We start from the raw sequence: 25,555 nt of genomic DNA, 5'->3' as shown, positions 1-25,555 counted from the left end.
GGGCAGAGGCTCCCCTGAAACCGGAATAACGGCCACAGGGTCAATGCGGTGATATGAGAGTCAGTTCCTCCCACTCCGCAGGGGCGGGTCGATCGCACAGCACTCGGCCATCGGGCGTGGGGCACACAAAAAATCCGTTCTCGTGGCTGAACAGGAAAATCTTTCCCTGGCCATGAGTGCGATAGCGATAAAACAGGGTAGTACCCTGAGTATTGTCCCGCTCCATGGTCAGACAATCTCCGGTCGGGGCTGATATGGCGGCCCACCCCCGCCCATCGAGGCGCACGACCAATCTGAGCGCCCGCTCACCGTCTCCGGAGCCATGCTGGACGATACCCGTCTGCCGGTCGATCATCAGCCAAGTCTGATGATAGGTCTGCAGCAGAAAGCACGCGCCCTCTATTTTCTCCGGAGGGGCTGAGACGGGTTGCCTGGCCCAGATACGTCCCTCGATGGCATCGAGCAAATGCCGAACGACGCGGCGCGGCTCCTCCAGCCTGTAGAGGGCGGGCTGTCCGGGAATGAACCGATCGACCAGGATGCCTGGTGTCGTCAGATAACGGATGCGCGCGCGATTGACCCTGTCCATGAGAGCATGATTTGAAGAGATGAGCCCATCACAGGTCAGGGCGACGCCAACCGGCCGCGCGCAGAAGATGCTTGTATGAAAGGCAGATCCGACAAACCCGATCGTCGGGCGATGCGCTGAGAACAATCCAATCTGCTGTCTGATACTGAGCTTCTCAGGTTCGATGATCGCGATTCCTTCCTGCCGAAGCAGGGGGAGCATCGCCTCCTCGCCGCGTATCATACGCATCTGGCTGTTGAACGCCGCACGCGATAGATAGAGCGGCCTGCTTTCCGCAATCCCGATACCGTTTTCCTCTCCCAGGTCGTTGCAGAAACGAGCAAAGGCCTGATGGGCGAAATGGTTTTCCTCCAAGGAGGTACCGGCAACGACCAACATACGCAGCCGTGTCGGACGTTCGAACACGACGAAATCGCTCTGCCCGAGCCCGAGAAGGGCGAAAAATCCGGCGATCCATGCCTGACTGAAAAGCGTATCGAGCGTCTTTTCCGCATGAACGAGGATCTTCATACCCGCATAGCGTTCCCGATAACACCAGTAACGCGGCAGCGTCTCCGTGAGAAAATGCCCGAAATGATCGTTGATATTGCCGCCGTAGAAATAGCAGCCCTCCGGTGCACGCGGGTGGGAGGATGATGGGCTTACACAGCAACTCGCTGACTGGCCCAGAGGCTGCGTCGGCCACCCACGACGCGGCCCTGCCTCCTGCACCAAGCGGCCATAGATATCATAGAGGCCAAAATTCCGATCGTAATGTCCGGGTATTCGCGGAACGTAGAGTCCATCTTCCAGAATTCGAATGGCAGGATCGGCGAGGAATGTCTTCAGTCCCTCGTCGCAACATATCGATTCTTCGAACATGGGCCCTATCATACATGCGAATATAGATTTCTGACGCAATAAGCGAATTTATAGATGAAAGGGATCAGATAGGAGAGGGTTAACATCAGACAAAAGGATCTCAGTTCTTTTGGCACGTCCAAACGTATGTGTCCCGACCGGACGATCATGCGCCTGTTTCCTGACCCAGGAAAAAAATTTTTCGCCTTTGTAGAAAAATTTTCACCAACTCGTGAGCTTTGGAGGCGTTCGGCAAGGCGCAAATTCGATTCAAAGGGGGGATGGCTCGATGATTGCTCCGTTCTGGTCCCGCGGGAAACGCAAGCTCTGCTCGGGCTGCCGCAATGGCGACGGGTTCGACATTCCCATCACCATGGCGTTCCAGCCGATCGTCGATCTGTCAACGCGACGCATTTTTGCCTATGAGGCTCTCGTACGCGGCGTGGACGGGGCGGGAGCGCAGCAGGTGCTTTCCCGTGTGAACCCGGAGAATCGCTACGCTTTCGATCAGAAGTGCCGCGTCACAGCCATCACCCTTGCCGCAGAGCTTGGTATTGCCGAACAGGGTGCCCTGCTCTCGATCAACTTCCTGCCCAATGCCGTTTACGAGCCCAGCGCCTGCATCGGAACGACGCTAGAAGCCGCCGGGCGCGTCAATTTTCCGACGGAGAACATCCTCTTCGAATTCTGCGAGAACGAGGCTCTGGATACCGAACATCTGCTCCATATCCTGAAGACGTATGATAGCCTGGGCTTCAAGACCGCGATTGATGATTTCGGCGCAGGCTATGCCGGGCTCAATGTCCTGTCACGCTTTCAGCCCGATTACGTGAAGCTGGACATGGAACTCTCACGGGCGATCGATACCACACCGGTGAAGCAAGTGATGATGCGCCATACTGTGGCCATGCTTGAGGGTCTGGGGGTAAAGCCCATCTGCGAGGGGGTCGAGACCGCTGGTGAGGCCGGTATCCTGTCAGATCTGGGCATCTCGCTGCAGCAGGGCTACGTCTATGCCAAGCCGGCCCTGGCCGAACTGCCCATGATTCATTGAGATAAAATGGTGCCGGGTGAGGGATTTGAACCCCCGACCTTCGGTTTACAAAACCAGTGGGATTCTCCTCTAACTATTTGATTAACGTTGGTTTTACTGGCTTTAACCGAAGTCCATATCCGGCTTTCTATCCGGGTATCACGTTACAAACAGGAAGATATGGGCCCGCACTTGAGGGAGACACTCGCACAGAGCGTCTCCTTCGAGCCAATTACTCGATGAACCCTACCTCAAATTTTGACTTCCCAGCGAGCGACTGCAGGTTGGCATCCTCGGGATAAGATTTCAGGAGCGGCAAGAAAACAGAGCCTCCTATGATGCTCCTACCGTCAGCGTCCTTGGGACGTAGCCCCCAGACATCCTGATACGTCATCGGAACCAGCTTTCCGTTAAAGACCTTGTTGCCGATATACATCATGATGTGACCGGGAATATGGATGAGAGTCGTGAACGGCTTGCCGTTTTTCACGAGATAATCGATCCGCGCGTCGACATCCGACTTCGCCAGGTCGATCTTCCGGGACGTTGCATCGATCTGTGCCAATGAATTCCGGGGCATGAATATGCCGAAGGGGAGAAGCAGACTACGAAGCTCTGCAGAGCAATCGTTATAGAAGTTATAGTTCCCCCAACCATATGGGCGGTTGACCAGAGACTGCATCAGCTTGGCCAAGTTACGCCGATTCATCGGGATAGGCATGGAGGAGAACGTCTGATCGGTATCCTCATACCACTCCATCTGTGCTTCGCCGCTCATGTTGCTCACGGGTATTGCCACCAAGATTCCCGACGAATTGGCGTTCATGAATGGCAGCACCGTTCCGATGCGCGCGGTAAAACGGAATGCGTGCTTCTTATAGATCGATACTGGCTGAGACGTGAACGCGCCTAGATGCGCGTCTGCCATCTTGAGCCAGGTGTTGACGAAGGCGGCGGAAGCGTCGGCAATATCCTCGTAGTGCACCCAACCGGTTACCTCCGGCGAGATGACATATCTCCATCGATGATCCTGGCTCACGGCCAGCGTGTAGATCGGCGTCCCAGGTCGAATCGAGGACATCTGGAAGTTATCGAACGGATATCCTTCGCCAGCCTTACGAGGATCGTTGTAGGCAGGATCGTCAGTGGGAAGAACTCTGACTAGGCTTTCCCGCGTGACGATGCCGCGGTTAGCAGCGTCGTACGTGCTGCCGATTCTCACTTCCGCGTTGTCGCGCAATGCGCTCTTCCACGCTTCGTCGTGAGTGCGGAAATTCTGACCCCACGTGTTCTTCGTGGTGCCAAGATAAGCGTCGATGCCCCAGTCCCGCGTGTTTTCGACACTCGAGGAGAGGATTTTTCTGATATAAAATGGGTTCCAGGGCGATGAGCCTTCGAGATCCATCCCATAATAATGAGCCTTTAGCGCCGCAAAATACCGCTCCTGCGTTGCCATATCGACGATAGGCGCGTCCTTATCGACATCCGTCAGAACCCACTTGTCCACCGATTGGGGATAGTTCTCCATCGGGAAAGTCGATTTCGTGGGATCAATATAATAGGGGTCTGGTTGTGAAGCCTCTCGAGCCATCCGGCTCGGACCATTCTGACAGGATGAAAGATAGAGTGGAGCAATCAAACAAAAGAATCTCAACAATTTAAACGTTAATATTCTCGTCACGATATAATCCCATGAAACTATCATCTATAATACAGTCTGAATATATAAACGGATCAAATGATTACGCAATTCCATAAAACCCACTCGAATTCAGAATACGTTATTCGATTTGACCGAAGATCTATTCCTTACTCCGGCAGGACGCGGGATTTTTATCCAAAACTCCTCCCGGAAATCTAGCGAAAAGATGAGTTCATGCTGTCAGGCGGATGCCATCGCACCAGATGACCCTCTCGCTCCACCCGACCTCCTTTTTTAAGCCACCGGCTCGTCAGAGCCGAAAAACTCGTGATGAACACGCGCGCGCTCTATGCCTAACTGGGTCAGCCCGATGATGAGATCGCGCTGGAAACTGCGTGGTCCGCAAACGAAGACGTGGGCATTATGTTCAACATGATCAAATACCCATTTCGGAGATATCCGGCCCGCATGACACGTCATGGAGAGGGTTCCGTTCGAACCTAAGCTGCCGAAAAGATCGATCGCCGGGGCCGTAGGCATGGTTGCCAGTTCCGACAACTCCGCCTGAAAGGGCATTTTGCTCACATCATGATCGCCGTGGACGAGACGCAATGGGCGGTCTTGCCGGTTGGCGCGAGCCGCGAGCAGCATGCTCATGAAGGGCGTAATGCCTATGCCTGCGCTAACCAGAACGGCAGGAGACGCACCGAGCTCGACCAGAGTGAAATCGCCGGAAGGCGGGGTAACGTTCAGGATGTCTCCAACATTCAGCTGGTCATGAAACCACCGCGACACGAGCCCCTTCGGATCGCGCTTGACCGAGATCCGGTAGCCCATCTCGTTAGGCGCGCTGGAAATGCTGTAGCTACGTCGCGTGTTGAGACCGTCCCGATCGAGGCGAAAGGTCAGAAACTGACCCGGCTCGTGGCGCAGAACCGGCTTCTTATCGATTGGAACAAGCCAGAAGGAGGTGACGGTTTCGCTTTCCCGAATGCGCTTCTCAACACGGAATTCCCGCCACTCGCGCCAGCCACCCGGGACAGCTGACCGTTCCTCATAGACGCTGGCTTCACGGGCGATGAGCACATCAGCAAGAAAGCGATAGGCATCGCCCCACGCATGCATGATTTCAGGTGTCGCTGCGTTTCCCAGAACGGTCTTGATCGCCCCGAGAAGGGCCTTACCAACAACCGGGTATTGCTCGGGTTTGACGATAACCGCGACATGCCGCTCAACGATGAGATTGAGGGCTGACTCAAGCTTCTCGGGATGATCGATATGACGTGCATAGGCCAGAACCGCGGCAGCAAGGGCATGGGGCTGGCGCCCATTGGCCTGATCGGTCTGATTGAACATGGCCGCTATGGCAGGATCGCGCATGAGAGAAGCGTACATCGTTGTGGTGATCGCCAGGCCATGCGCCTCGAGCGCGGGGATCGTCGCTTTGACGATTTCGACGGTGCCGGATTCGAGTGGTTGGGTCATCTTGCGACTCCTATAAGATGTATATCTTTCACATCTTTTAGGCTTGATGCACGAAAGATGCAAATCTGCTACATCTTTTCGTATGCGTTTGACCCTTCATACAGATTACGCCTTGCGCGTGCTGCTCTACCTTGGCCTCAATCAGGACCGACGCGTGTCGATCCACGAGATTGCTGAACGCTACGGCATCTCGGAAAATCATCTGGTCAAGATCGTGCATCGCCTTGGCCAGGGTGGTTTTGTCACCACTATGCGCGGACGGGGCGGAGGGCTCGTGCTTGCCCGCCCGCCTGCCGAAATAGGCTTGGGCGATCTTGTGCGCTTTACCGAAGAGGACATGGCGCTGGTGGCCTGTTTCCAGACGGGTCAAAGCTGCTTGCTGACGGGGGCGTGTCGCCTTCAGACCTTGCTAGGCGACGCGCTCGGCGCGTTCATGGCTGTTCTGGACGCACAGACTCTGGCGGATTTGCTCAAACCGCCTGAATGGTCCGCCCTGACAGCGCGACTAGGGGTAGATCCCGTAAGCTGAGAAGATCACAGGCAACCCCTTCCCTTTCACGCCACGCTATGCAGCCGCTCAGGCATCAGCTTTTCGAGTCTGGCGAGGCCCTTGGCAGTAATACGCACCTGCTCTGTCACCTTTTCCGAGCCGTCGGGACGGGTAACGGTGGTGATCTTGTGGTCCAGATCGCCATTGGACGTGTGGGCCTGATAGCCCAGCCAGTGATCGGCGCCGGGGCGGCGGTAGATCCAGCCATTATGCGCCAGCCAGTCGAACAGGGCCTTGGGGCGCATATGGAGGTTCTTGGCGGCAGCGGTGATGCACAGACTGCCCTCGGCATTCACCAGCCGATCGTACACCTCCGCTTTGGGCAGGGTTTCCGCCAGGGCGGCTTTCTGCCTTGTCACCGTGGCCTGCAACACGGCCAGAGCGCGGGCGGCAAGGGCCTCGGGCGTTTCCTCCGGTGCAGCCGTCATGTAGCCGCCGGTCTTGCGTATGGCGGGCAGGACTTCCTCGAACACCCAGCGCTCGAAGCGTTCGGCCTCGGGGCGCTTGCTACGCACGATCAGCCGCAACACATCGGGCTCTGACAGAACACGGACATCCTGTGTCCGTCCGAGCGCGTCGACGATGGGGTAGCGTTTCGCGACCCCACGGCAATGCTTGGCCAGCGCATCTGTCGCATTGGCATAGCCCAGCCGCTCGGCCACATCCCTGCCGACAAAGAACGGCTCGCCACCGATCGTAACCACACGGATTTCCCTGCCCTCGAAGCTGAGGGGGATAAGCATCTCATTCATACGGCATTCCTTTGTGCGAAGAAGGTGGCGTCTTGGATGAAACTGAAGAGGAGACGGATTTCCGGGCTGCGCTCGTCCACCTCAAACGCGTGGAAATAGGAGGGGAGATACAGCTGGATGAGGCATGCTTTGGCCCCAAGCCCCGTGGGCGTGACGGCCCGGATCTCGGCCAGGTCATCCAGCTGACTGTCGAACTCGTCCAAGAGAGCGAGGTATTCCTCATCAGTAGATTTGTGCGTTCGGTCATTCATGACCCGATGCGTTTCGATAGCGCGAGCGATATGCCCCAATAGCGTGGCATCGGCCTCGCCTAGTGCCTGCGCGGCTGGAATGAATGCGGCGATTGGGCCGACAAGTGGCACAGCAGCAAGTTGAGAGAGAACAGCACGTCGAGACGTGCTAGGAGAGGCATCAGCCTGTGGCATGGGGGGTGATCCCTGCTGGAGGTTAGTTCGGGCCTGAGGCTGCAATCCTCAGGTCCGAACACTCAACTTACACATCTTACTCATCTGCACAACATATCTTACACACTTTGCGCATATGAAGTTTTACGCTATCGCTCGAATATGAATGATGAGAAGCAAGATCAGCGCATCCAGCTTGTCGCCTCGAAGAGTTTTATATCTTCGGTGGACGAATGGCGGCGTCTGCAGCCTGATCTTCCGTCAAGATCGGAAGCCATACGTCGGCTGACCATATTGGGGCTTGGAACAAATCCTGCGTCCCCTCCCGCGAACTGAAGACAGTGACGCCTAAGAACCTCTCCGGCTGTCATCTGCATTCGCGGCGTGTCTTCCGTTCATCCCGATGCAGTTCACCAGGCGATAGACGATCAACCATCTCGATCCTGTAGCAGGGCGTGGCCAGAATCGGGCGATTACCGCGCAAAGCGAGACGAGAAAAGTCCCAACCAATGTCATATCGGCCGAGATCTCAGCCGGAATAAACGGGAGTACGGACGCGTAAAGGCTTTGCCAGTCCAATGTCATGGCAGTGTGTCCTCATATTCGATTGTAGGAAAGAAGAGAGACGGTTAGTCAGACCGTAAACGGCACACCCGCAGCAGGGCGGCCCTGATAAACAGAAAGCTCGATACGGCGGCGGCGCTGAAGGCCAGGCAGCACGATAAGGCGGCCATTCACCGTGGCTTTGTCCCAGCGTAAAAGCTGTTGTCCCGCCGCCGCGTAGAGCCCCCTGTTCAGAAGCGAGACAAGCGTAGAGCTACGCATGGCGGCACTGCCCACATTGAACTGCCACGACAGGAGCGCCCCCTCCTGCCACGGAGCCAGCGGGACATGCACCGCTTCGAGCAATGTCTTGCGCAGCCCGGCCAGCGTTTTGCCTGTAAGATCGAGCGCCTCGGTTTCTGTAACGGGTTTCGTGACAGCCGTGACGGGCGAGCCATCACCGAGGAAGCGATTTCCGATTCCGATGGTCCAATACCCGGCCGGGCAGAGATAGGGCGCAAGACGCAGCCCCTCGATATCGTCCCGACGCAGAAGCGCCAGAGCGATTTCCAATGAAGGTGTCATCAATCATGTCTCCAAAACGAAAAAAGCCGCCCGGGTTGGGCGGCTTGGGTCAAGATCATCGTCGGCTGTTGCGGTCAGCCGAACAGATTCAGGTCGATATTAGGGATACCAGAGCGCATTCACTCCACTGGTTCAAGCGAGCGCTGCGCTGGTGCGTTTGCAGCGCCCCCTTGAATTCTTGACCGAGCCGAAGCGAAAGGCCCCGTTGGGCTTCTCTCAGGGGCGAAATGCTGCAAGCCAACAGGTTGATCCATCCCGACGTATACGGCCTCGATACCGCCACGGGCGTGATAGGTTTCATGCCAAAAACCCGCACCCGCCGTCATCTCTCGTATACGGCGCCACCAGTCGGCATGCGGTTCGCTGCGCGTAAAACGCTCGAGCGCGTCCATATCGCGCCAGTATTGACGAAAGCCGATATGCGTCAAACTGAACCTCAGGCCCTCGTCAGCGAGCAGACCATCTGGGCGATCACGAGCAATTTGCGCCAATCCCTGCCCGATCCGTCGCATCGCAAGCAGGCTGCGCCAGCCTCGCATCCGAAAACCGAGCATGATCATCACGAGATCGGGATACGCAGAAAGGTCAACGGATTGGCGGTTGATTGCGGCTTGCATGATGCAGCTCCATGGCGTTTACAATGTAAGCGTATTGAGTTTGGTGTACATTGTAAACATGAATGATTCCGTTTCCAGCGATCTGCGGACACGCCTTGTCGCCGCAGCTTTGGCGTCTCTCGAGCGAGGAGAGGCAGTGGGGCTGCGCGCCGTAGCTCGCAAAGCTGGCGTGTCAGCTATGGCGCCCTACCGACATTTTCGAGACAAGGAGGCTCTTCTGGCCGCTGTAGCCCTGCATGGCTTCGAGACGCTTCGCGTAGTATTGCTGGCCGCAGATCAACAGCCGGATGCCCAAAAGGCCCTGCTCGCACAGGGCGAGGCCTATGTCGCTTTCGCCCGGAAACAGCCTCAGCTTTTCCGCCTGATGTTCGCCGGACATGATGGCGGGCCCCCACCTGTCGAAGACAATGCATATGGCGTTATGGTCCGACGGGTCCAGCAGGTCGCACCCGATAACCTGGAGGCCGCGACACTCGCCTGCTGGGCCGCTGTTCACGGCCTCGCCACGTTGGCTCTCGATGGTGGACTATCGCCTGCTGGATCATCCTGCGAACGTGCGGCCATTATGCTGGTGATCAGAGGGTTGTGTAGGGATGGCGCTTCCGGGTGAGGAGGAACGGGAAGCGTAACGACCGACCGTTCCCGCCTCATACCAGTCGCTTAGGTAGGTGATTAATTTTCTTCAAAGCGGACATATATATCCGCACGAAAACATTATTTTAATTTCATCTCACTGAAAACGGGAGCCTAGGATAGGACTGCTCATCAGATCTGTTCGAAACAAGTGCGTCAAAAGGAAGATTAGACTGATAAACCTAAAACCCACTGGCTTTCTTAATAGCTTCGGCGGCGACCGTACAGCCGATCTTTGTTGCAGCATCCAAAACCCAATTACCTAGCCCCTTCAATTTCTCGCCAACAACTGACGGTTGGTTGCTTTTGGCGGCATCACAGGCACCTGAAATTGCGGCAACAGCAAGTAATTGCTCCGTACTTTTCGCCTCAGTTATTAGATTTTCCTTCAGTTTATCTAGTTGTGGGGCGAGCGTTAGCATATCTATTCCAGAAAACATCGTTCCATAATTTTGGTTGATCGTCACGTTAGATGCTTGTGCGCTAGGCCCAACGGCACCAGCAACGCCAGTGTTAAAGATGTTATTGCTCACCATAAGTCTCCTGATTAGAAAAAATATAATGACATGTTTTGTCGTAGATTGATTACATGCCAATTATAATAAACTCTATGGTCCAGATAGCCCTCAACACTCAGTTGGCCTCTCTGGAACTCGCTACGCCCCCAATGCATTTGGGAACTGTTAAATTACTTTTCGTACCATCATGACGATATATTTTGCGCTTAGGGCTCGCCGACGCTACTGTATCCGACAGCTCAAGATGCGGCATCATTAATTACCTCACTGGTCCAATTTCCGATTAATTGTGATACTAGTATCGGAAACTGACGCATTAGGTCCCATCGCACCAGCCTGCTCCGCAGAGTAAATATCACCGTAGACATCGCCATACACAACGATGTTTCTCCGAGAGAGTGTCTCCGCTAACTCGCCGTGCATGCCAAGGTGATTCTCTACGGACTGGATATCGGCGCGAGAAACCAAACCATTAAGTAACTTGCTGAGACTGAACCTTACCCTATCGAAACGGGCGGTCTGTTCATCGAAATCTGTCACAATGATACCGCCATATGCGTCGCGGACATAGATTTGCTCGAGCCAGTCAACAGCTCGTTTGAGCTCACCACTTTTCGCAACATTGAATGTAACATAACTGACGTTCAGCTTCGAACTTCGTGTTCCTGGTGATGTGAATGTCACCGCCGCAGTTACTTCAATGGGATTTATTTCCCGCGAAGGCTCGGGCTCGAATTTCTCAACATCAATGTATACTTGTGGAATTCCTTGGCCAAACATTGTTTCGGTGACGTCGTGACGAGGGACGATTCGCAATGTACCCTGTAAGGTGCCGCGGAGTCCCCCGAAATGGCGTACATCTCCGATCAGTCTGTCGTGATCGAAATCACTTAGCGCAACCAAAACTCCTTCATGCGCGACCATCGAACTACTTGCTCCAAATGGCCAACGATATGTGTCGCGGTTTGGCAGGGATTTCAGGCGTACACACCCTATACCACCATCTACCATGGTCATCTTGCCGTTTGGGTCAAAGATGCGCATGCCTTTGCCACTACTGACATCACCAACCGCGCGACGTAACGCGCGGGGCGCATTTTCGTCATCTTCGCGGATATAGGAATTTCGTATCGCCCAATCCCGAGCAGAACGTGCCTGATCAGTGTGGAACCGCCCCGGCCGCAGTGGTAACCATTCTGTTAGACAGAATCCCTGCAATTCGACCTTGCAATTTTCTGTAGCGATAGACTCTTCGAAAATCGCACTCCACAATTTCTCATTACTGTCGAATGCGAGTGAGCGAGTAGAATTCCTGCATGTATTCGCCGCGTAACGATAGGCTGCAACCTCTGTCAGATTGCCAAGGGTATTCGCTGTTATCCATCCCGGAACCGACTCACGAGCCCGCTCGCCGATCCTTTTCTCTTGCTCGCACATACGGTACCCTCGCAACTATGCTGCTTCCGCAGATCGAAAGTAACTTCCGCTATCCGACGATAGCCGGTCAAGACCAGACAGGCCTATTTCCCCTAATTTCGGCCTATCGGGCCGCCACCGAATCGGCTCGACGAAGGGCCTCTCGCAGCAATCCATTCTGCTCTCGCAATTCCTCGATCAGCTCGAGATTGACCTTCTCCCTTGCCTCTAGATTATCCACGCGGGCATTCAGCCGGTCGATCTCCTCCTGCTGCGACGCGATGGTGGCTTTCGCGCTCGATGCACCGAAACCGATCAGCCAGCGGATGGTAAAGAGCAGCCCGCCGATCACCGCGACCCACCAGGGCTGCGGGGTGAGGTTCTCAGGCATTGCCCATTCTCCCCAGCGCTGCCCGCACATTGAGCAGCGCAAGCGCGCCATAGGCCGCGATCGCGGGCACCAAGGCAGCCGGGGCGATCAGCCCGCAGGCGATAAACGCCCAGGCCGTAAAGGCCGCAATGGCGGCGGCCCTGCGCAGCGGGCGGTAATTGCACACTGCCCCCACGATCTGCGCCCCGCCCGTCAGCCAGGCCAGCAACGCATAGACCAGCGCCGGATCATCGGCGCGGGGCAGAATGGCGAGCAACGCCCCAAGGCCGGGCCATGTCAGATCCGCCGGAGGCAACGCCAAAAGCAGGCAGGCCCATAGGGCCAGCGCTGCGCCGAGGCAGGTTTCCTGCACTCTCATGATGGGTGTCCTCATTCCTGCCAGTCAGACCGAGATCCAGGTGAAGGCCGCATCGGTCATCTTGAGAGTCAGAGGCGTGCTGCCCTGGCTCCCCGTGATCACCTGCACGCTCGCTCCGATCCGCAGCTTCGTGCCGGGTGTCAGATTCGTGGCCATGAACCGCGCTGTGACGGTCTGGGCGTAAGACCGATCGATCCGCGTGTTCGCCCCTGTCGCGGCCATGGGCTGGGCCGGGCTGTTGCCCTGCGCATCCACCGTCCAGATTCCGATGACCGTGCGCACGGCCAGCCACGAGCCGGAGGCTGTGGCATCCGGTACGACTTGCAGATTGGCCGCGAATTCGGCCCGGAGCGTCGTGCCGCTCGCCGTCACGTCCAGGCTTCCCAGCGTCTGCAGGGCACTGGTCCAGACCGATTCAGGCAGAGTCTTGATCCCCTGCGTAACGGGCGGGGGTACGGCCTCGGCGGGCAGGTCGGAATAGACATAGACCAGCCCCGTGAAATTAAGCCTGTCCGTCCGGTCCTGCGTCGTGCCCAGCACCTTGTCGCGCGTGATGACGGCGGGCGTGCCATGCGTGAGCCGCCCGATCCCCCATTCGGCCTGCGTACCGTCATCGGCGCAGTAATAGACCTCGCCATCCTCAAACGCGCCGCTCCACCCGCGCCGACCGGCTGGCGCACCGCTCAGGGCAAAGGGGCCGGTTCCCGGATTATTCGAGGCCTCGAGCACGAAAGAGGCGAGTTTGGGCATCACAGGCGCTCCCTGATGGTCATGGTCGTGGCGCGCCGATCGGCAGCGCCTGCAGGACAGGTCACGTCGCCCGGCGTCAGCCGACCGAAAACCATGGCGCTGTTACGGTCGGGTGCCGAAAGATCGGGCACGAACAGGATATTGCGGCCGGTCGCGGCCGTGGCGCCGATCGCGCGGATCATCGGCAGTTCGTCTGCGCCGAGCGACTGGTGATCGATGGTCAGCACGCGCTGGCGATAGCGCAGTGTGGGGTACTCGACCCCCGACAGGCTCGTGGCCTCATCGATCGTATTCTGGCGGCCTTCGCTGCCCTGCCAGCTCATATTGCGCGCGGGCTGCCAGAGCGGCCCGAGATAGGCGAGCGGGAGGGACAAAAAGCCGTCAGGATTGCCCTGATCGGTGAGCGCGATATCGATCTGGGTAATGGCCATCTCGCTCGGAAACACGACCAGGAACTGCCCCGATGCCGTGTTGGCCGCCTGCATCCCGCTCAGAAACACCGGATTGGAACCGTTGCGCGCAACCAGCGAGTATTGGGCGCCTGCCGTGAGATTGGTGCGATGATACGAAAAGCCCCGGCACAGGATGGGCCGTGGCAGATAGGCGATGAGATAGGCTTGCTTGCCCGAGACGCGCCAGGCCGCCGAGGGGGCGCCCTGGTCGTTTTGCAAGTTCTCCAGGGGCAGTTCGGGCAGCTGTGCGTTGCCCTGAAGGCGCGCGCCCATCAGCGCGTTTTCCGCGCCGAACGCGCAGGTCCAGGCCTCGGCCATGGCCGATTCTCCAATCGTTTGCAGTGTCGGTGTTTTGGGGTGGCCCTAGACCAGAACGGTCAGGGTCACGGTTGCCTCGGCCGAGCGGATCTGCTCGCCCACCACGAGGCCGGTCGCCCCCTGGCGCAGGCCGGGGGCGGGCAGCACCAGGCGCGGGGCCTGCCCCAGATCGATCCCGCCCGCGAGGCTTCGGGGAAGCGTGACGCTCCAGAGATGGCGCTCGGTTCCCCAGAGCGCGCCATGCGCATCCGCAACGCCATGGGCATCCGGCTCGTTCACAAGCGCGGTCGGGATGACTGGCAGATCGCTGGACTGGCGATAGCGCAGCTTGATGGCGGGCAGATACCAGCTCGCCACGCGGTCTTCCTGCAGTACGAAGCTCTGACGCTCGGCCGTGATGCGCGGATGCAGGCCACTGCCGCCCTGTTGCAGGGTGTGGTTATGCGCATAGCCGATCCGCCACCGATAAGGCGGCGGGGCGAGCCCGGCATCGAGCGTCAGCCCTGCGAGCGCCGTCACATGGTCTGAGGTGAACCGGCGATCGGGCGCTGCGCCCGGCATCTGCAGGGCCACGGGGGCGAGTGTGCCCTCATGGCTCGGCACAAGCCGGATGCCCAGACCCGAAAGCCAGGCGTTGACAACCTGCCGCCCTGTCACGGCCTGGCTGCCATCCCAATACCAGCCCGCCTCGCGCGTATCCTCCCATGAGCCGGACAGCCAGTGTCCCGGCATGGTCAGATCCTCGATCAGCATCTGGCGCCGCAACGGCAGGAGCGTGCGCGGTGCAGCCCCGGAGGGGAAATTGCCGACCGCATCGACCGTGATCGCATAGACCGGCTTCGTGCCGAGACGCACGAACAGACCGGACGAACTGCTTTGCATCTGCCAGGTGCCCGGCGCCGGGGGCGCTCCATAGAGATCGGCCACGGGACCGGCATAAGCGATGCCCCCGGCAAAACCACCTTCATAGAGCGTCGTGACCGAACCCGGCCCGTCGCTGATCTGATAAACGAGATTGACCGTATCGATCAGCACCGGCGTCAGATTGAGCGCGGTACCGCGCAGACGGGGCATCGAGCGCCCCTTGACGTTGCTATCTCCGCCGAACCGGCCCGAACCGGCATAGCTGCCGACTGGCATCATGATTTCATCGAGCCAGCCCGACACCTCGCGCAGCGCGATCTGCACGCCAAGCCGATCAGGCTGCCAGGGACTGCCCAGCCCGCTGAATACGGGGGTGAGGGCAGAGCCTGGCGGGTCGAGATCGATCTGGCGCGCCTGGTCATGCATCTTGCTGCCCGCCTTGATACGAATGGGCATCCGGTCGATGACGCGATCGCGAATCAGGGCGTCGTACCGTCCATCGGGATTGGCGAGGGTGATCGCCCCCCAGCTCTCGCGCACCGAGGGCGAGGCTGGCGAGAGATCAAGCCGCCGATCGATCGAGAAAGCATCGGTCAGCAAGGGCGGATAGGGCGTTCCGTGTTCATCGACATAGCCCCCATCGGACAGGCGCAGCGTGTCGATGATACTGCGCCGGAACGGCAGAAGCGTGAGGGTTCCAGCGGCGCGTGTGCCGTAGCCCCGGTCGAAGGCCACCGCGAGCGGGCGCTCCGCATCGATCTCGACCGTATGAAAGAGCGGCCCGTTCATGCCGCCCTGCCTTGAGCCTGATGCCGCTGCTCGGCGAGTTGCCGATTGGCGATGTCAAGCTGCTTGTTCGCCGTCTCCAGCAGCTTGTAGAGCGCGCCGGAGAGGGATTGCGTGCTGCCATCCACTGTCGTCTTGAACGCTGAGTCCGTGAGGACGTTCGGCTTCAGCGTTCCCACCGTCTGCAACAGCTGCTGGACGGCGTTGAAGTCCACCGCGTATTCCCGCCCCGAGCCGTTATAGTTCTGGCTCTGGGCGAGAAACGCCTCTGCCGTGCTGCGCAGGGATTGCACCGCCTCGTAATCGCCTTGCTGGGCCTTGCTCGCAACCGATCGGAAATTGTCATTGGCCGCCCGGTATTGCGCCTCGGCCGAAAGAGGCGAGTAGCTCGACAGATTGAGCCCGTTGGCAAAATCGACCAGATTGCCGATGACCGACGCCACCGTGTTGGCTACCTGGTCGCGCTGCTGCCGTGCTTCGTCCGCCGCGCGCAGATGTTCCTGGCGCATGGCCTCGATCGCCTGCGTCTTGGCGTCGGCCTCTGCCTTGGCAGCGGCGGCGGCCTTGTCGGCGTAGCTTTTCTGGATGGCGAGACGCTCGGCCGCGAGGGTCTTTTCGAGCGCGGTCGCCTGGTCGAGATAGGTCTGGTTCCCCGTATAGGCCTCGCCGAGAAAGCCCTTCCAGCTTTCGGCGAGCTGACGCTTTTGCTGGGACGCCGAGAGATCGAAATCGAGCAGATCGGCGCCCTGCTGATCGCCCTGGGCTGCCAGAAGCCGGGCTTTCACCGATTGCCCGCTCTCGCTCAGGCTGCGCATGTTCTGCTCGTACCCTTCCCGATAGAGCGCGCTGAACTTGTCGTTGAGCGCCTTGCCGTCGAGCCCGTAGGAACCGGCCTGACTTGCCGCGTCTGCATAGGTCTTTTTGAGCGCCTCCATCTGCTCGACCCAGCTTTGCTGTCCGTCGACCGTCGCTTTCATCAGATTGGGCATGGTGTTGCTGACGAATTCGGTAATGGTGGCCACCTGGGATTGCAGATCGCTGGTCGACACCGTCTTGCCGTTGAGCATGGTATCGAGCGCGGTGCGCAGATCCCCCGTGGCCTCGGTAAAGCCCGACACGGTCACCGTGCCGTCGCTGTTGAATTTCGAGACGGCAACGCCCAGCGCATCCACCGTATCGGCCATTCCCTTGAGCTGCGTCACGGCCGTCTGGAACGCGGCCACGCTGTCGAAACTGGCGGGCATTCCCTGGGCGAGTGCCTGGCTGAATGTCGCATTGTCGTCGCTGCGCAGCTGCACGCCACCCAGCAGATCCTTGAGGCTCACCGAACGCTGATCCGGGTCTTTGTTATTCGGATCGTCGCGCACCGTGCCGAGATAGGCATTCCCGGCCTTGAGCCCCATGCTGCTCATCATCGTATTCAGGCTCGCGATATCGGCCTTGAGCTGGGCGGTGATGGTGTCGGTCTGCTTCTGGTTCCAGGTCTTGCCGATGCTGAACTGATCGCCCTCGAGCAGAACCTGATCGATGGTGTAGGGGTTCTTTTTGTGCCCGAAGAGCCCGCCCAGAAGACCACCGGCCCCGCCACCGATCAGACCGCCGAGAAGCGTGCCGATGCCAGGGATGATCGAGCCCAGACCGGCGCCGAGCGCCGCCCCGGCGCCCGAGCCGAGCAGACCATAGGTGCCCCCACCGATATTGCCGAGCGCCGAGCCGAGGCCCATGCCGCCACCGATCCCGCCGAGCATATTGCCCACAGTCGCCGTGCCGAAGAGTTTCGTTCCGAGCGCGCTGGAAAGCCAGCTGCTCGAACTGGCGACGCTGCTTGCGGCGGTGCCAGCGCCGGGAATGGACACGCTGCCCGCCTTGCCCGCACCGCCCCCCACCGACCCGCCCGACGCGAGGGCATCGGAGAGGCTCGAGAACGTGTTGCGGCTTCCACCATCCAGGGCATTCATGGCCGGGTTCATCAGGCCGAGCTTGCCCACCAGCCCCACCACCTGCGTCTGCAGACCGGACAGGATCGAGCCGAAGCTCACCGCGCCCTTGCCCCCCTGCACGAAAGCCTGCGTCACGCTGTTCGTCATGGTGCCAAAAATACCCTCCATGCTTCCCGTCAGCTCGTCGAGCGCCGATTTCTGATGCTGATAGGCATTGGTCGCGGTCTGGATCGCCGCCACATTGTCGAGATAGGCCTGGTTCGTTTTCGAGGTGACGTCGCCGCCCGCTTCCAGAATGCGGTTGCGTTCTTTCATGACGGCAATCTGGACCGAGACGGCATCGCTGTTCTGGCCGATCGCCGCCGTCTGGGCCTTGATCACCTCCAGATCCAGCGACTGGCTGTAGAGCTTGCCCGCATTGGCCATATCGACCTGCGAGGCCGTGGCGGCCTTCATGCTGTTGGTCATGATCTCCAATTGGCGCGCCTGCTCGGCCGTGCCTTCGGTCGAGGTCGCGCGCACTTTCTCGGCGGCCTGCATGGCCTGCTGATACTGCGCGAGTGAGCCCTTGGACGCGTCATAGCCCGCAAGCAGATCCTGCTCGGCCTGGCTGCGCTCGTTGATCGCCGCCACAGACTGATTGAACTGGCCTGTCAGGATTGCCTGTTGACGGGCTTCGGCCTCGGCCAGCTGGGCGGCCGTGGCGTGTTCCTGCCCCATGCGTCGGGCGACTTCCTCGACCTGCTGGCGTACCTGGACCATAGAGGCTTCGGCCGCCGAGTATGTCTTGGCGCTCTGGGCCGCGAGATCCTGCTGATGGGCAAGTGCCTGCAACGGATCGCGCAATTCGTTGATGGCACCGCGCTGCCCGTTGATCTTGTCCGTCAGCACGCCGGTCTGGGTGGCATAATCCGCATCCGACACCTTGCCCGCGCTATGCAGGTCATTCAGGGCCTTCTGGGCCGTGGTCAGGGCGGTGATTGCCTGCTCACGCTCGCGGATCTGGGCAGCGATACTGCCATCACTGCCGCGCAGCTGATCATCGACACGGTTCTGGCGTGCGGCGAGCGCCTGGGTGCCATAGACCTCGCCCCCTGTTGCCTTTTGCGCGTACTCCGCAACGCTCTTCGGGGGGCTGGCAACCTTGCCGGACAGATACTGATCGACATTGCCCTCGCCCCAATTATAGGCCATGGCGACGAGCGCCTGATTGCCGTCATACTTGCTGTAAAGCCGCATGAGCAGCTGCACGCCCGCCGTGACGTTGCCCGATGTGGTGCGCAAATCATTGCCATTGGCACTCCCGGGCATGACCTGCATCGCCCCCAGCGCGCCGGCAGAAGACTGCACGACCTGGCCCTGGGCATCGTATTGCCCGGCTGCGCTTTCGATCGGCTGAATGCGATGGGCGAGCGCGAGCACATCGTTACTCGCGCCGAGCCCCGCGCCGATGGTGTCGATGCTTTTCGATACCGCAGCGGCGCCCCCCTCACGCTGCAGGCGCGCCTGCCTCAGTTCCGGGTAATAGGCTTCCATCGGGTCGGGCTCGGAACTGGCCTTGCGGATGTTCTCGCCCATCCGGGTAAGCGCGTTGATCCCTTTGGTCGCGCCTGCGACGATCCCGTCGCCGATCCAGGAGGCGAAGGATTTGGCGCCCTCGATCGGGGCGTGCCATGCCGAGGAAAGATCGGTCAGCGCCTTGTGAAAGGGCGTGACGCCCTGTTCGGCGGCATGGGCCGTGGCCTTGCCGACCTGGCCCATGAGCAAGGACCAGGCGCCCATGCGATCGCCGCTGTTCTGCAGATCGCGCACCTGTTGCACCAGCCCCTCATGGACGCCCAGCAAACCTTTCTGGGCGAAATCCTCCGCCGCCTTGGCGGGATCTGCAAATGCGGATGCCATGTCCCTGGCGGCTTCCGGCACTTCCTTGCCAAGGACCGTGGCCAGGTTGCGCGCCGTGGTGGCGAGCGCATCCAGATTGCCGCCGCTGATAGAGGGGACAGAGGCAAAAATCGACGTCACGGAACGGCTATCCGTCAGCGAAACGCCGCTCTTGAGGGAGATACGCCGCGCGGCATCCTCGGCCGCGCCTGCCATGGCCGCGTAATCGCCGCGCGTGGCGCGCAGGGTCTGCTCAAGCGCCGCCAGATGGGCCTCTTCGGACTCAGCCATGCTGCCCATTTTGTAGATGGCCGCACCGGCCCCAACGGCAAGGGCCGCAATCCCGACCGGACCGGTCAGGAGCCCGCCCACGATACGCATGGCATTGCCAAAGCCGCCCATGACCGTGACCATGTTCGGCACCTGGTAGAACGCAGCTTTCATGGCGCCACCACCGGCAATGACCTGGTCGGCGAATTTATGCGCCTCACCGGCCAGGATACCGATCTGATAACTGGACAGCCGTGCGGCCGTCGAGCCCTCGGCCAAAGCGGCATTATGCTGCCTGCTGGCTCCTGTTGCGGCGTCGAATTTCTCTTTCTGCGCTCCGGCCGATCTGGCGATCCCCGCCAGAGATCCGGCATATTGCTCCTGCGTGATTTCACCGGCCGCGAGGGATTTCTGCAGCGCCTCGATATTGGCCGTGCGCTGGCGGATCTCGCTGCTCAGCTTGGCCTCTGCGCGCGTCGTCTCGTCGAACTGCCTGGCTACCGATGCACCGTTACGACCGAGCCTTGTAACCTTGCTGTCTGCCGCCTCTGCCGCATCGCCCAGCTTGATCAGAGACGCCGCATCGTCCTGCGCTTTTGCAAGATTGCTCGCAAAAGTAACGTAAAGCTCAGAGATGGTCGTAGCCATGGCGGACTCCAAACGAAGAAGAAGATGGATCCGGATTCGCGCTGGATCACGCGTCAAAATTCCGCCTCGGTTCTGAGACAGGAATCTCGAATGAGTCCTTGACGAGTGGCGTCGGACTATCGGGAAGGAATGAGGACATGTTCGGAAGACTGGCATGCGCGACGATTGCTTTAGCTACGCTGCCAACCTTGTCGTCCGCGCGCGCTGAGAGAGCCTCGTCTCTTGCTATACCGCTTGCGGCCTCAACAGACATTCAGCGTCAAGTTGTTACCTACAGCTGCAAAGCAAAGAAAGGTGCCAGCTCCGCTAAGCTGCGCGGCATGCTCTCGGAAAAGCTCGTTAAGGTCAGCTATATCAATGCTGGTGACATCAGCTTGGCTGTTCTCGCAATCGACAGCAAAACACAGGTGTTCACCAACGTCATCGCAGGTAGTGGGGCAAAATATGCTGCCGCCGAGTATGTCTGGTGGACCAAGGGCGATGATGCGATGTTCTCAAGCGAGATGGATGCCAGCGCGATGGTAAACTGTCATGAGATCAAAGGCTGATCATTCCTCAACCTGTTGTTATGATCTGCCGGTTATCTCCAGCGCCGGATAGGTCATGAAGGTACCCGCGTGCGTCCTGCGCTCACCTGATGCGCCGCGCAGGAGATAGGGGGCCTGGGGGGCAATGCCGCCGCCCAGCCGGACGAAGAGCTTGCCGAAATTAAGGGTAGGGAACCGACGCATCAGGCCCTGACGCACACGCTCGATCTGATTACGCCGGATGCGCGGCTCGAGCGCGCCGGTTTCGATCTTGCGCGCGTAGGGGAGCGGGTTGACGATCAGGATCGTGGCACTAGCTGGCAGATCCTTGAGCGGCTGCTTCCAGAGCTTGTCATCGCAGAGGACCACCCATGAATCACGGAACTTTCCGCTCCGGGTGGGCGATATCGACCGGCACAGGTCGAGCCCTGCTTGCGCAGCCTCCCCGGTGAGATTGAAGCGATAGAGAATGGCCCCATCCAGACGCACACTGGTTTCGGGCGCATCCGCCTTGCCATCCACATAGCGCCGCCAGCTAGGCGGCGCCTCACCGCGAGCGATCAGCTCATCTCGCGCAGCGATCGCCCTGCGCGCCATTTCGGCACGCAAGGCCTCGGGCGAGAGCGTACGATCGACAAAAAGCCGCAGCGACCGGCTGAAGGTTTCGGCTCTGGCCATGGGTCATCCCTTTAGGAATCGCGCGATCTCTTCGCTGATCCTGCGGTTTCGATGCGCGAGAAAAACGGTGTCCATGGCGCGGATCTGGGCCTCGATCCATGGGCGATCGTCTTCGGAGACGGCGTTGACCTCGCACCAGCGATCGAGCGCCTGCCAAGCGATACCGCCCGGTCTGGACACACCCCGGATCTTGCCCATGGCGGCCCCGACCAGATCGAAAGACCAGCTGCGATCGTGATGCAGATCGTGCCAGCCTCGCCATGGCCGATCGAGCCAGGAAGGCAGAACCGGTCGGCTGGCCAGCACGAATTCGCGGTGCGCCGGAAGCTCGTCAGGCCCGATAAATTGGCCGTATTCGAGTTCCCAGGCCAGCGCCTCGGTTAGTTTCCCACCGCCTCCCGATGGGCTTCGGCCTGCTCTTCGCCCACACGCGCAGCCGCCGAAATGGCCAGGGCGATCAGCATGGGATGCTCACCGCTCGCGAGCAGCGCGCGAAACTGATCGACCCCGATTTCGGAGCCATCAACGTTTTGCAGGCCGTTCACATCGATCACGCAATGCTCGGCAATGGTCTCGCCCTGTGCCCGATCATCCTCGGTGGGAGGTAAAGTCTCGGGGGTGTACCGGATCGCGCCGGGCTGCAGAGCGCGATTGAGACGCGCAGCGGCCGCATGTTTGCGGTTGAACAGCGCATCGCGATAGCGCGGGGTGAAACCGCGCGTCGTGATCTGGAACGTATTGCCGTTCGGGCCGACCTCGATGGTTTCGCCCTCGCGAATACGGGCAGCATCGCGGGAAAAGGCGGAGATTTTCGCCATTGCTTTGTCTTTCACTCAACGAATGTCGGAGGTGTGCTGCGCCCATCGATCGGGCGCAGCCTTGGTCGATCAGGCCGGGAAAATGCTCAGCGAAAAGGTGCCGCCGCCCGGTTGGGGGTTGCCCTCGATGTCGAAGGTCGCGACGATCGTGCTGTTTTTGGACCCGGCATTGACCTGGGGATTCTGCAGTGTCGCGGAAAAGAAGGTCAGGCCGTAGATATTGCCCTTGCGGTCTTTCAGGAGCACCTGCACCGGCCCCTGCCAGTCATCCTGGAAACGCTGATACTCGGTGAAGTCGCGGAAGAAGAGCTGCATCTGGCCCGATGCCGTGAAACTGCCGGGCTGCTGCCCGGCCGCCTTGTCACTGCCCATGGCGTAATCCTGACTGGCCCCGTCGCGAGTGAGCGTGCAGGAAAACTGGCGAATGGGCGCATCGATCTTTTTGCCGTCGACCCAGATCGCTCCCCAGCCCGATACGGGATCGAGCACGAAACTATCGGTCGGGGCGAGAAGATTGGTTGCGGGCGATACCGCCAGATGCTGCTCGTCGCGGAAATCCATATCGGCCGAGAAGGTGGCGAACTGCCCCTGAGCGATCGAGAGCTGGATCTGTTTGACGAAGCCGCCCGTTCTGACCAGCACGTCATCGCCCAGCTGCTCGATCAGGGTCAGGCTGTTGAATGTCGAGCCATTGATGATGACCGAAGCCGTCGCCGTCGCGCCGTCGCTGATAGCAGCGGGAAGGGTCGGGAAGATATCGAAGGGCGCGGCAATGTAGTCTGCAGCAACCCCTTTCAGATAGGGGGTGACCTTGTTCAGCTTGCCTGAAGCTGAGGCGAGGCGAATAAACCCGGCTGAAGAAAGATCGCCCCAGAGGCGATGGCCAGATGTTGCAACTGCAATGCCTCTTTTTTCCCAGTCCTCTACGCCAAAAGCAAGCGGCACTCCGGCAGGAACATGCACCGCCTGATCGGCCGTCGTTCCGGCACAGGCACAGGCAAACAGCGCGTCATAGCTGCCGAATGACAGAGCGCCCGAAAGCGTGCCGCCCACAGATTGCTGGGTCGTGACGGCTTGCGACGATTCCCAATGCGGGTCGATCTCTTCCGGCCGCTGCCGCGCCTTCTGGCGGCGGAAGTTTTCGCCCGTCAGACGCAGGCGCTGATAGGAACCGCTCGGCGCCACGCCGTACGTGATCTCGCGCGCGAAAGCGAGCCGTGTATCGTTGGCCTGAACACCGGCCTGATATCCGGCAGTTGCTCCGGTAAACGGCATGTCAGGATCCCTTCGTGCCAGAGGTGCTACCAGAGGGGGCGCTCTGGGTGGCCCCCGAGGTTGCGACCGCACCGCCAGAGGTCACGGCGTTGATCGACGCGGTACCGGAGCCGCCGCTCTGGACCGCGCTGCCGACCGCGGATGTCACCGGTGTCGTCTCTTCGGTCGGCGGGGCTTCCTGCACCGTCTCGATATGGGGGGTGAGCGCAATGCGACGTCCGAAAAAGACCTGCAGGGCGAGCGCCATAGCTCCCGCATCGCTGCTCTGGCTCGTCAGGATCTGGGCCTCGGACGCAAAAACGCCCGGATCTTCTTCCTGCTCGATCAGAAGATCGTAAGCCTTGCCCTGCTCGAGGGCCGTGGGCGGCAGCGGAGCAGGCATACCGCTCATGGCCCGGTAGGGCGCGACTGCGACGCGCAGCCCGACCGGGACCGTTTCGAGGGCCTTGCTCAGAGCCAGCGAGGTGCCGGACGCGTCCAGAGCAGCGCCGAACAGCTCGAAAAGACCGCTACCAGGAGCGGTCTCCGCAAGAGGAAAGAATTTCATCTCGTACCTTTCAGGGAAAGTCAGGCGCCGGTCAGGCGGTCCTGATAGCGGTAGCGGATCATGAGGCTCATGCTGATCCAGTTCCCGGTCGTGTCGGAATCGGGCGGGTAGAGGCTCTGACCGTCATAAAAGAGGCCCTCGGGCCAGGGCTGCACGCTCGCCCATTGCGCGCGGAACGCGACACTCATCGCCGTGCAGCAGGTGAGCGCATCAGGGGTCGAGATCCGGCCCACACGCATGGTCAGATACAGCGCGATCTCGCCTTCCTCCTCCATGGCGGTTTCGCCCAGGCCGAGCCGGTCGGATCGGCTGGCCTGGGCTTCCATGCGCCAATGAAGCGGCGGACGATCTTCCTGTGTCTGCTCCAGCACGTCGACCAGCGGAATCTCCTGTTCTTCCGCGACGAGCTGGGCGCGGGCAAAGGCGTCATTCCAGACGGTTTCAGACAGCATTAGGAGCCTCCCGAGGCGATCAGCGACCAGCCACAGAGCGTGCCCCGGTCGTAAACCGGGCTGGCATCGGTCAGGGTGTAGGTTTTCGGCCCGTCACGCAGCTGGTCGCCCTTGCGGGGCGTATAGCCGGAGCGGTTTGTTTCATCGGCGGTGATCTGGACCAAGAGCGGGGCCTTGCCCACACCCTCGGCCAGCTGGGCGGCCTGAGGTGGCGGGGCGTAACCCTGGACCGTCAGGCTTGCGCTCAGATCGACCCGGCTCAACACCATGACCCGCCCGGCGCGCTGGATCTGCCTCCTGCGTCGGTTTGCGCCCAGGCTCATGACAGGCCTGCCTGAGCGTACCGGGCGAGGATGGCGGCGGCGTCGGGCGGCAGACCGCCCAGGCTTGCATCGGGCGTGGCCCAGCTGCTCGCGCCCACACCCTGCTCGCTTTCCGAACGCAGGAGCGGATCTCCGCGCTGCGTCGTGTAGAACAGGGAACGGGCCGTTGAGAGCGTGGCGGCGCGGATATCGGCGGGCACGGTCGCGGCCAGAGCATTGCCCTGTTCGTCTTTCATACCCGGCACGATCCAGCCGCCTCGATAGGTCACGCGGTAGCGCCCCGGCCACCACCAGGCACCCTGCAGGATCGACGGGCAGAGCAGGCCGGACAATGCGCCGGATTCCCAGCCATCCCGCCCGGGATCGAGGGCGAAACCGTCCTGCGTCACGTCGCCGATCGAGATCAGCGGCGTGACGGCCAGGGCGAGAGACAGGCGGCGCTCGCCATCCCCGACGCGCAGGGTCTGGCGATACAGACCCGCCAGGACCGGGCGGCCCAGCGTGGATTGAACGAGCGCCGTGGCCTGGGCCAGATACTCGCTCAGCGCCGGGTCGCTGATCTGAGCGGCAGGCTCGCCCGACAGCTGCTCGCGCAATGCGGCGAGCGAAGCCAGAGCGAGCCCCTGGGCGGGACTTTCGAGGATGGTGAGCGTCATGGCGAAGCCCCCGA

At 60.2% G+C, this 25,555-nt stretch carries 27 protein-coding genes; 4 read left to right on the top strand and 23 right to left on the bottom strand.

Annotated elements, in window-relative coordinates:
- Positions 1–40: 40 nt before the first annotated feature.
- A complete protein-coding gene (locus WFJ47_RS04810; protein ID WP_158625420.1) occupies positions 41–1,450 on the bottom strand; it encodes a glycosyltransferase 61 family protein in 1,410 nt (469 codons plus the stop codon).
- Between the two features lie 268 nt (positions 1,451–1,718).
- On the opposite strand from WFJ47_RS04810, the gene WFJ47_RS04805 reads away from it, so the two are divergent.
- A complete protein-coding gene (locus WFJ47_RS04805; protein ID WP_127102928.1) occupies positions 1,719–2,483 on the top strand; it encodes an EAL domain-containing protein in 765 nt (254 codons plus the stop codon).
- 211 nt (positions 2,484–2,694) lie between these two features.
- On the opposite strand, the gene WFJ47_RS04800 is transcribed toward WFJ47_RS04805, so the two are convergent.
- Both WFJ47_RS04800 and WFJ47_RS04795 read right to left on the bottom strand, forming a co-directional pair.
- Positions 2,695–3,990, bottom strand: a complete 1,296-nt coding sequence (locus WFJ47_RS04800) for an SH3 domain-containing protein (protein ID WP_408868618.1) — start codon at positions 3,988–3,990, stop codon at positions 2,695–2,697.
- A gap of 408 nt (positions 3,991–4,398) precedes the next feature.
- A complete protein-coding gene (locus tag WFJ47_RS04795) occupies positions 4,399–5,589 on the bottom strand; it encodes a globin domain-containing protein (RefSeq protein WP_127102926.1) in 1,191 nt (396 codons plus the stop codon).
- A gap of 82 nt (positions 5,590–5,671) precedes the next feature.
- Here WFJ47_RS04795 and WFJ47_RS04790 point away from each other — a divergent pair, with 82 nt between their 5' ends.
- Positions 5,672–6,118, top strand: coding sequence for an Rrf2 family transcriptional regulator (locus tag WFJ47_RS04790; RefSeq protein WP_127102925.1), 447 nt, complete (start codon positions 5,672–5,674; stop codon positions 6,116–6,118).
- Positions 6,119–6,144: 26 nt separating this feature from the next.
- Here WFJ47_RS04790 and WFJ47_RS04785 read toward each other — a convergent pair whose 3' ends face one another.
- The 4 genes from WFJ47_RS04785 to WFJ47_RS04770 all read right to left on the bottom strand — a co-directional run bounded on the left by WFJ47_RS04785 (position 6,145) and on the right by WFJ47_RS04770 (position 9,040).
- Complete coding sequence (locus tag WFJ47_RS04785) at positions 6,145–6,891, bottom strand: phage antirepressor (RefSeq protein WP_336761237.1); 747 nt, start codon at positions 6,889–6,891, stop codon at positions 6,145–6,147.
- Positions 6,888–7,316 (bottom strand): hypothetical protein, encoded by a 429-nt coding sequence (locus WFJ47_RS04780; protein WP_336761236.1) that lies wholly within the window; start codon positions 7,314–7,316, stop codon positions 6,888–6,890. Before WFJ47_RS04780 ends, WFJ47_RS04785 begins: the two co-directional genes overlap by 4 nt.
- 612 nt (positions 7,317–7,928) lie before the next feature.
- Positions 7,929–8,423 (bottom strand): lysozyme, encoded by a 495-nt coding sequence (locus tag WFJ47_RS04775; protein ID WP_336761235.1) that lies wholly within the window; start codon positions 8,421–8,423, stop codon positions 7,929–7,931.
- Positions 8,424–8,542: 119 nt separating this feature from the next.
- A complete protein-coding gene (locus WFJ47_RS04770) occupies positions 8,543–9,040 on the bottom strand; it encodes a phenylacetaldoxime dehydratase family protein (RefSeq protein WP_336761233.1) in 498 nt (165 codons plus the stop codon).
- Between the two features lie 58 nt (positions 9,041–9,098).
- On the opposite strand from WFJ47_RS04770, the gene WFJ47_RS04765 reads away from it, so the two are divergent.
- The gene (locus WFJ47_RS04765) at positions 9,099–9,650 is read left to right on the top strand and encodes a TetR/AcrR family transcriptional regulator (protein ID WP_336761231.1); all 552 of its coding nucleotides are present in this window, start codon (positions 9,099–9,101) and stop codon (positions 9,648–9,650) included.
- A gap of 205 nt (positions 9,651–9,855) precedes the next feature.
- Here the strand turns inward: WFJ47_RS04765 and WFJ47_RS04760 are convergent, their stop codons facing one another.
- The 8 genes from WFJ47_RS04760 to WFJ47_RS04725 form a co-directional block, all read right to left on the bottom strand.
- Positions 9,856–10,206: a hypothetical protein gene (locus WFJ47_RS04760; protein WP_336761229.1), complete on the bottom strand. Its 351-nt coding sequence runs from the start codon at positions 10,204–10,206 to the stop codon at positions 9,856–9,858.
- A gap of 249 nt (positions 10,207–10,455) precedes the next feature.
- Positions 10,456–11,628 carry a hypothetical protein gene (locus WFJ47_RS04755; protein ID WP_336761228.1) on the bottom strand — a complete coding sequence of 391 codons (1,173 nt, stop codon included), beginning with the start codon at positions 11,626–11,628 and terminating at the stop codon, positions 10,456–10,458.
- A gap of 103 nt (positions 11,629–11,731) precedes the next feature.
- Positions 11,732–11,998, bottom strand: a complete 267-nt coding sequence (locus WFJ47_RS04750) for a hypothetical protein (RefSeq protein ID WP_127102089.1) — start codon at positions 11,996–11,998, stop codon at positions 11,732–11,734.
- On the bottom strand, positions 11,991–12,356 hold the full coding sequence (locus WFJ47_RS04745; RefSeq protein ID WP_127102920.1) for a hypothetical protein: 366 nt from the start codon (positions 12,354–12,356) through the stop codon (positions 11,991–11,993). Before WFJ47_RS04745 ends, WFJ47_RS04750 begins: the two co-directional genes overlap by 8 nt.
- A gap of 24 nt (positions 12,357–12,380) precedes the next feature.
- Positions 12,381–13,106 carry a hypothetical protein gene (locus WFJ47_RS04740; protein ID WP_336761226.1) on the bottom strand — a complete coding sequence of 242 codons (726 nt, stop codon included), beginning with the start codon at positions 13,104–13,106 and terminating at the stop codon, positions 12,381–12,383.
- Positions 13,106–13,876 (bottom strand): hypothetical protein, encoded by a 771-nt coding sequence (locus tag WFJ47_RS04735; protein WP_336761225.1) that lies wholly within the window; start codon positions 13,874–13,876, stop codon positions 13,106–13,108. Before WFJ47_RS04735 ends, WFJ47_RS04740 begins: the two co-directional genes overlap by 1 nt.
- 45 nt (positions 13,877–13,921) lie before the next feature.
- Positions 13,922–15,529 (bottom strand): hypothetical protein, encoded by a 1,608-nt coding sequence (locus WFJ47_RS04730; protein ID WP_336761223.1) that lies wholly within the window; start codon positions 15,527–15,529, stop codon positions 13,922–13,924.
- Positions 15,526–20,265, bottom strand: coding sequence for a phage tail length tape measure family protein (locus WFJ47_RS04725; RefSeq protein WP_336761222.1), 4,740 nt, complete (start codon positions 20,263–20,265; stop codon positions 15,526–15,528). The genes WFJ47_RS04730 and WFJ47_RS04725 overlap by 4 nt, the downstream gene beginning before the upstream one ends.
- Before the next feature lie 137 nt (positions 20,266–20,402).
- On the opposite strand from WFJ47_RS04725, the gene WFJ47_RS04720 reads away from it, so the two are divergent.
- A complete protein-coding gene (locus WFJ47_RS04720) occupies positions 20,403–20,813 on the top strand; it encodes an MliC family protein (RefSeq protein WP_336761221.1) in 411 nt (136 codons plus the stop codon).
- Positions 20,814–20,831: 18 nt separating this feature from the next.
- On the opposite strand, the gene WFJ47_RS04715 is transcribed toward WFJ47_RS04720, so the two are convergent.
- From WFJ47_RS04715 to WFJ47_RS04680, 8 genes are all read right to left on the bottom strand, one after another.
- A complete protein-coding gene (locus tag WFJ47_RS04715) occupies positions 20,832–21,470 on the bottom strand; it encodes a hypothetical protein (protein ID WP_336761220.1) in 639 nt (212 codons plus the stop codon).
- A 3-nt stretch (positions 21,471–21,473) separates the two neighbouring features.
- Positions 21,474–21,776 (bottom strand): hypothetical protein, encoded by a 303-nt coding sequence (locus WFJ47_RS04710; protein WP_336761219.1) that lies wholly within the window; start codon positions 21,774–21,776, stop codon positions 21,474–21,476.
- Between the two features lie 74 nt (positions 21,777–21,850).
- Positions 21,851–22,288, bottom strand: coding sequence for a hypothetical protein (locus tag WFJ47_RS04705; protein WP_336761218.1), 438 nt, complete (start codon positions 22,286–22,288; stop codon positions 21,851–21,853).
- A 69-nt stretch (positions 22,289–22,357) separates the two neighbouring features.
- Positions 22,358–23,563, bottom strand: coding sequence for a phage tail tube protein (locus WFJ47_RS04700; RefSeq protein ID WP_336761217.1), 1,206 nt, complete (start codon positions 23,561–23,563; stop codon positions 22,358–22,360).
- Position 23,564: 1 nt separating this feature from the next.
- A complete protein-coding gene (locus WFJ47_RS04695) occupies positions 23,565–24,110 on the bottom strand; it encodes a hypothetical protein (protein ID WP_336761216.1) in 546 nt (181 codons plus the stop codon).
- Positions 24,111–24,130: 20 nt separating this feature from the next.
- Positions 24,131–24,562, bottom strand: a complete 432-nt coding sequence (locus tag WFJ47_RS04690; RefSeq protein WP_336761215.1) for a hypothetical protein — start codon at positions 24,560–24,562, stop codon at positions 24,131–24,133.
- The gene (locus WFJ47_RS04685) at positions 24,562–24,885 is read right to left on the bottom strand and encodes a hypothetical protein (RefSeq protein ID WP_336761214.1); all 324 of its coding nucleotides are present in this window, start codon (positions 24,883–24,885) and stop codon (positions 24,562–24,564) included. The genes WFJ47_RS04690 and WFJ47_RS04685 overlap by 1 nt, the downstream gene beginning before the upstream one ends.
- Entirely contained in the window at positions 24,882–25,541 is a 660-nt protein-coding gene (locus WFJ47_RS04680; RefSeq protein WP_336761212.1) for a hypothetical protein, read from the bottom strand. The genes WFJ47_RS04685 and WFJ47_RS04680 overlap by 4 nt, the downstream gene beginning before the upstream one ends.
- Positions 25,542–25,555: the final 14 nt, after the last annotated feature.

Source organism: Asaia sp. VD9 (assembly GCF_037150015.1).
Classification (GTDB): Bacteria; Pseudomonadota; Alphaproteobacteria; order Acetobacterales; family Acetobacteraceae; genus Asaia.
This window is presented reverse-complemented; position numbering and strand designations above follow the sequence as displayed.

Excerpts from the sequence above, each read along its gene's own strand:
- WFJ47_RS04715 (WP_336761220.1), bottom strand. The coding sequence starts at position 21,470 with ATGGCCAGAGCCGAAACCTTCAGCCGGTCGCTGCGGCTTTTTGTCGAT.
- WFJ47_RS04750 (WP_127102089.1), bottom strand. The coding sequence starts at position 11,998 with ATGCCTGAGAACCTCACCCCGCAGCCCTGGTGGGTCGCGGTGATCGGC.
- WFJ47_RS04810 (WP_158625420.1), bottom strand. The coding sequence starts at position 1,450 with ATGTTCGAAGAATCGATATGTTGCGACGAGGGACTGAAGACATTCCTC.
- WFJ47_RS04805 (WP_127102928.1), top strand. The coding sequence starts at position 1,719 with ATGATTGCTCCGTTCTGGTCCCGCGGGAAACGCAAGCTCTGCTCGGGC.
- WFJ47_RS04720 (WP_336761221.1), top strand. The coding sequence starts at position 20,403 with ATGTTCGGAAGACTGGCATGCGCGACGATTGCTTTAGCTACGCTGCCA.
- WFJ47_RS04735 (WP_336761225.1), bottom strand. The coding sequence starts at position 13,876 with ATGGCCGAGGCCTGGACCTGCGCGTTCGGCGCGGAAAACGCGCTGATG.
- WFJ47_RS04775 (WP_336761235.1), bottom strand. The coding sequence starts at position 8,423 with ATGACACCTTCATTGGAAATCGCTCTGGCGCTTCTGCGTCGGGACGAT.
- WFJ47_RS04780 (WP_336761236.1), bottom strand. The coding sequence starts at position 7,316 with ATGCCACAGGCTGATGCCTCTCCTAGCACGTCTCGACGTGCTGTTCTC.
- WFJ47_RS04770 (WP_336761233.1), bottom strand. The coding sequence starts at position 9,040 with ATGCAAGCCGCAATCAACCGCCAATCCGTTGACCTTTCTGCGTATCCC.
- WFJ47_RS04745 (WP_127102920.1), bottom strand. The coding sequence starts at position 12,356 with ATGAGAGTGCAGGAAACCTGCCTCGGCGCAGCGCTGGCCCTATGGGCC.
- WFJ47_RS04705 (WP_336761218.1), bottom strand. The coding sequence starts at position 22,288 with ATGGCGAAAATCTCCGCCTTTTCCCGCGATGCTGCCCGTATTCGCGAG.
- WFJ47_RS04725 (WP_336761222.1), bottom strand. The coding sequence starts at position 20,265 with ATGGCTACGACCATCTCTGAGCTTTACGTTACTTTTGCGAGCAATCTT.
- WFJ47_RS04695 (WP_336761216.1), bottom strand. The coding sequence starts at position 24,110 with ATGAAATTCTTTCCTCTTGCGGAGACCGCTCCTGGTAGCGGTCTTTTC.
- WFJ47_RS04740 (WP_336761226.1), bottom strand. The coding sequence starts at position 13,106 with ATGCCCAAACTCGCCTCTTTCGTGCTCGAGGCCTCGAATAATCCGGGA.
- WFJ47_RS04765 (WP_336761231.1), top strand. The coding sequence starts at position 9,099 with ATGAATGATTCCGTTTCCAGCGATCTGCGGACACGCCTTGTCGCCGCA.
- WFJ47_RS04755 (WP_336761228.1), bottom strand. The coding sequence starts at position 11,628 with ATGTGCGAGCAAGAGAAAAGGATCGGCGAGCGGGCTCGTGAGTCGGTT.
- WFJ47_RS04685 (WP_336761214.1), bottom strand. The coding sequence starts at position 24,885 with ATGAGCCTGGGCGCAAACCGACGCAGGAGGCAGATCCAGCGCGCCGGG.
- WFJ47_RS04730 (WP_336761223.1), bottom strand. The coding sequence starts at position 15,529 with ATGAACGGGCCGCTCTTTCATACGGTCGAGATCGATGCGGAGCGCCCG.
- WFJ47_RS04680 (WP_336761212.1), bottom strand. The coding sequence starts at position 25,541 with ATGACGCTCACCATCCTCGAAAGTCCCGCCCAGGGGCTCGCTCTGGCT.
- WFJ47_RS04690 (WP_336761215.1), bottom strand. The coding sequence starts at position 24,562 with ATGCTGTCTGAAACCGTCTGGAATGACGCCTTTGCCCGCGCCCAGCTC.
- WFJ47_RS04790 (WP_127102925.1), top strand. The coding sequence starts at position 5,672 with ATGCGTTTGACCCTTCATACAGATTACGCCTTGCGCGTGCTGCTCTAC.
- WFJ47_RS04700 (WP_336761217.1), bottom strand. The coding sequence starts at position 23,563 with ATGCCGTTTACCGGAGCAACTGCCGGATATCAGGCCGGTGTTCAGGCC.
- WFJ47_RS04795 (WP_127102926.1), bottom strand. The coding sequence starts at position 5,589 with ATGACCCAACCACTCGAATCCGGCACCGTCGAAATCGTCAAAGCGACG.
- WFJ47_RS04800 (WP_408868618.1), bottom strand. The coding sequence starts at position 3,990 with ATGGAGAACTATCCCCAATCGGTGGACAAGTGGGTTCTGACGGATGTC.
- WFJ47_RS04785 (WP_336761237.1), bottom strand. The coding sequence starts at position 6,891 with ATGAATGAGATGCTTATCCCCCTCAGCTTCGAGGGCAGGGAAATCCGT.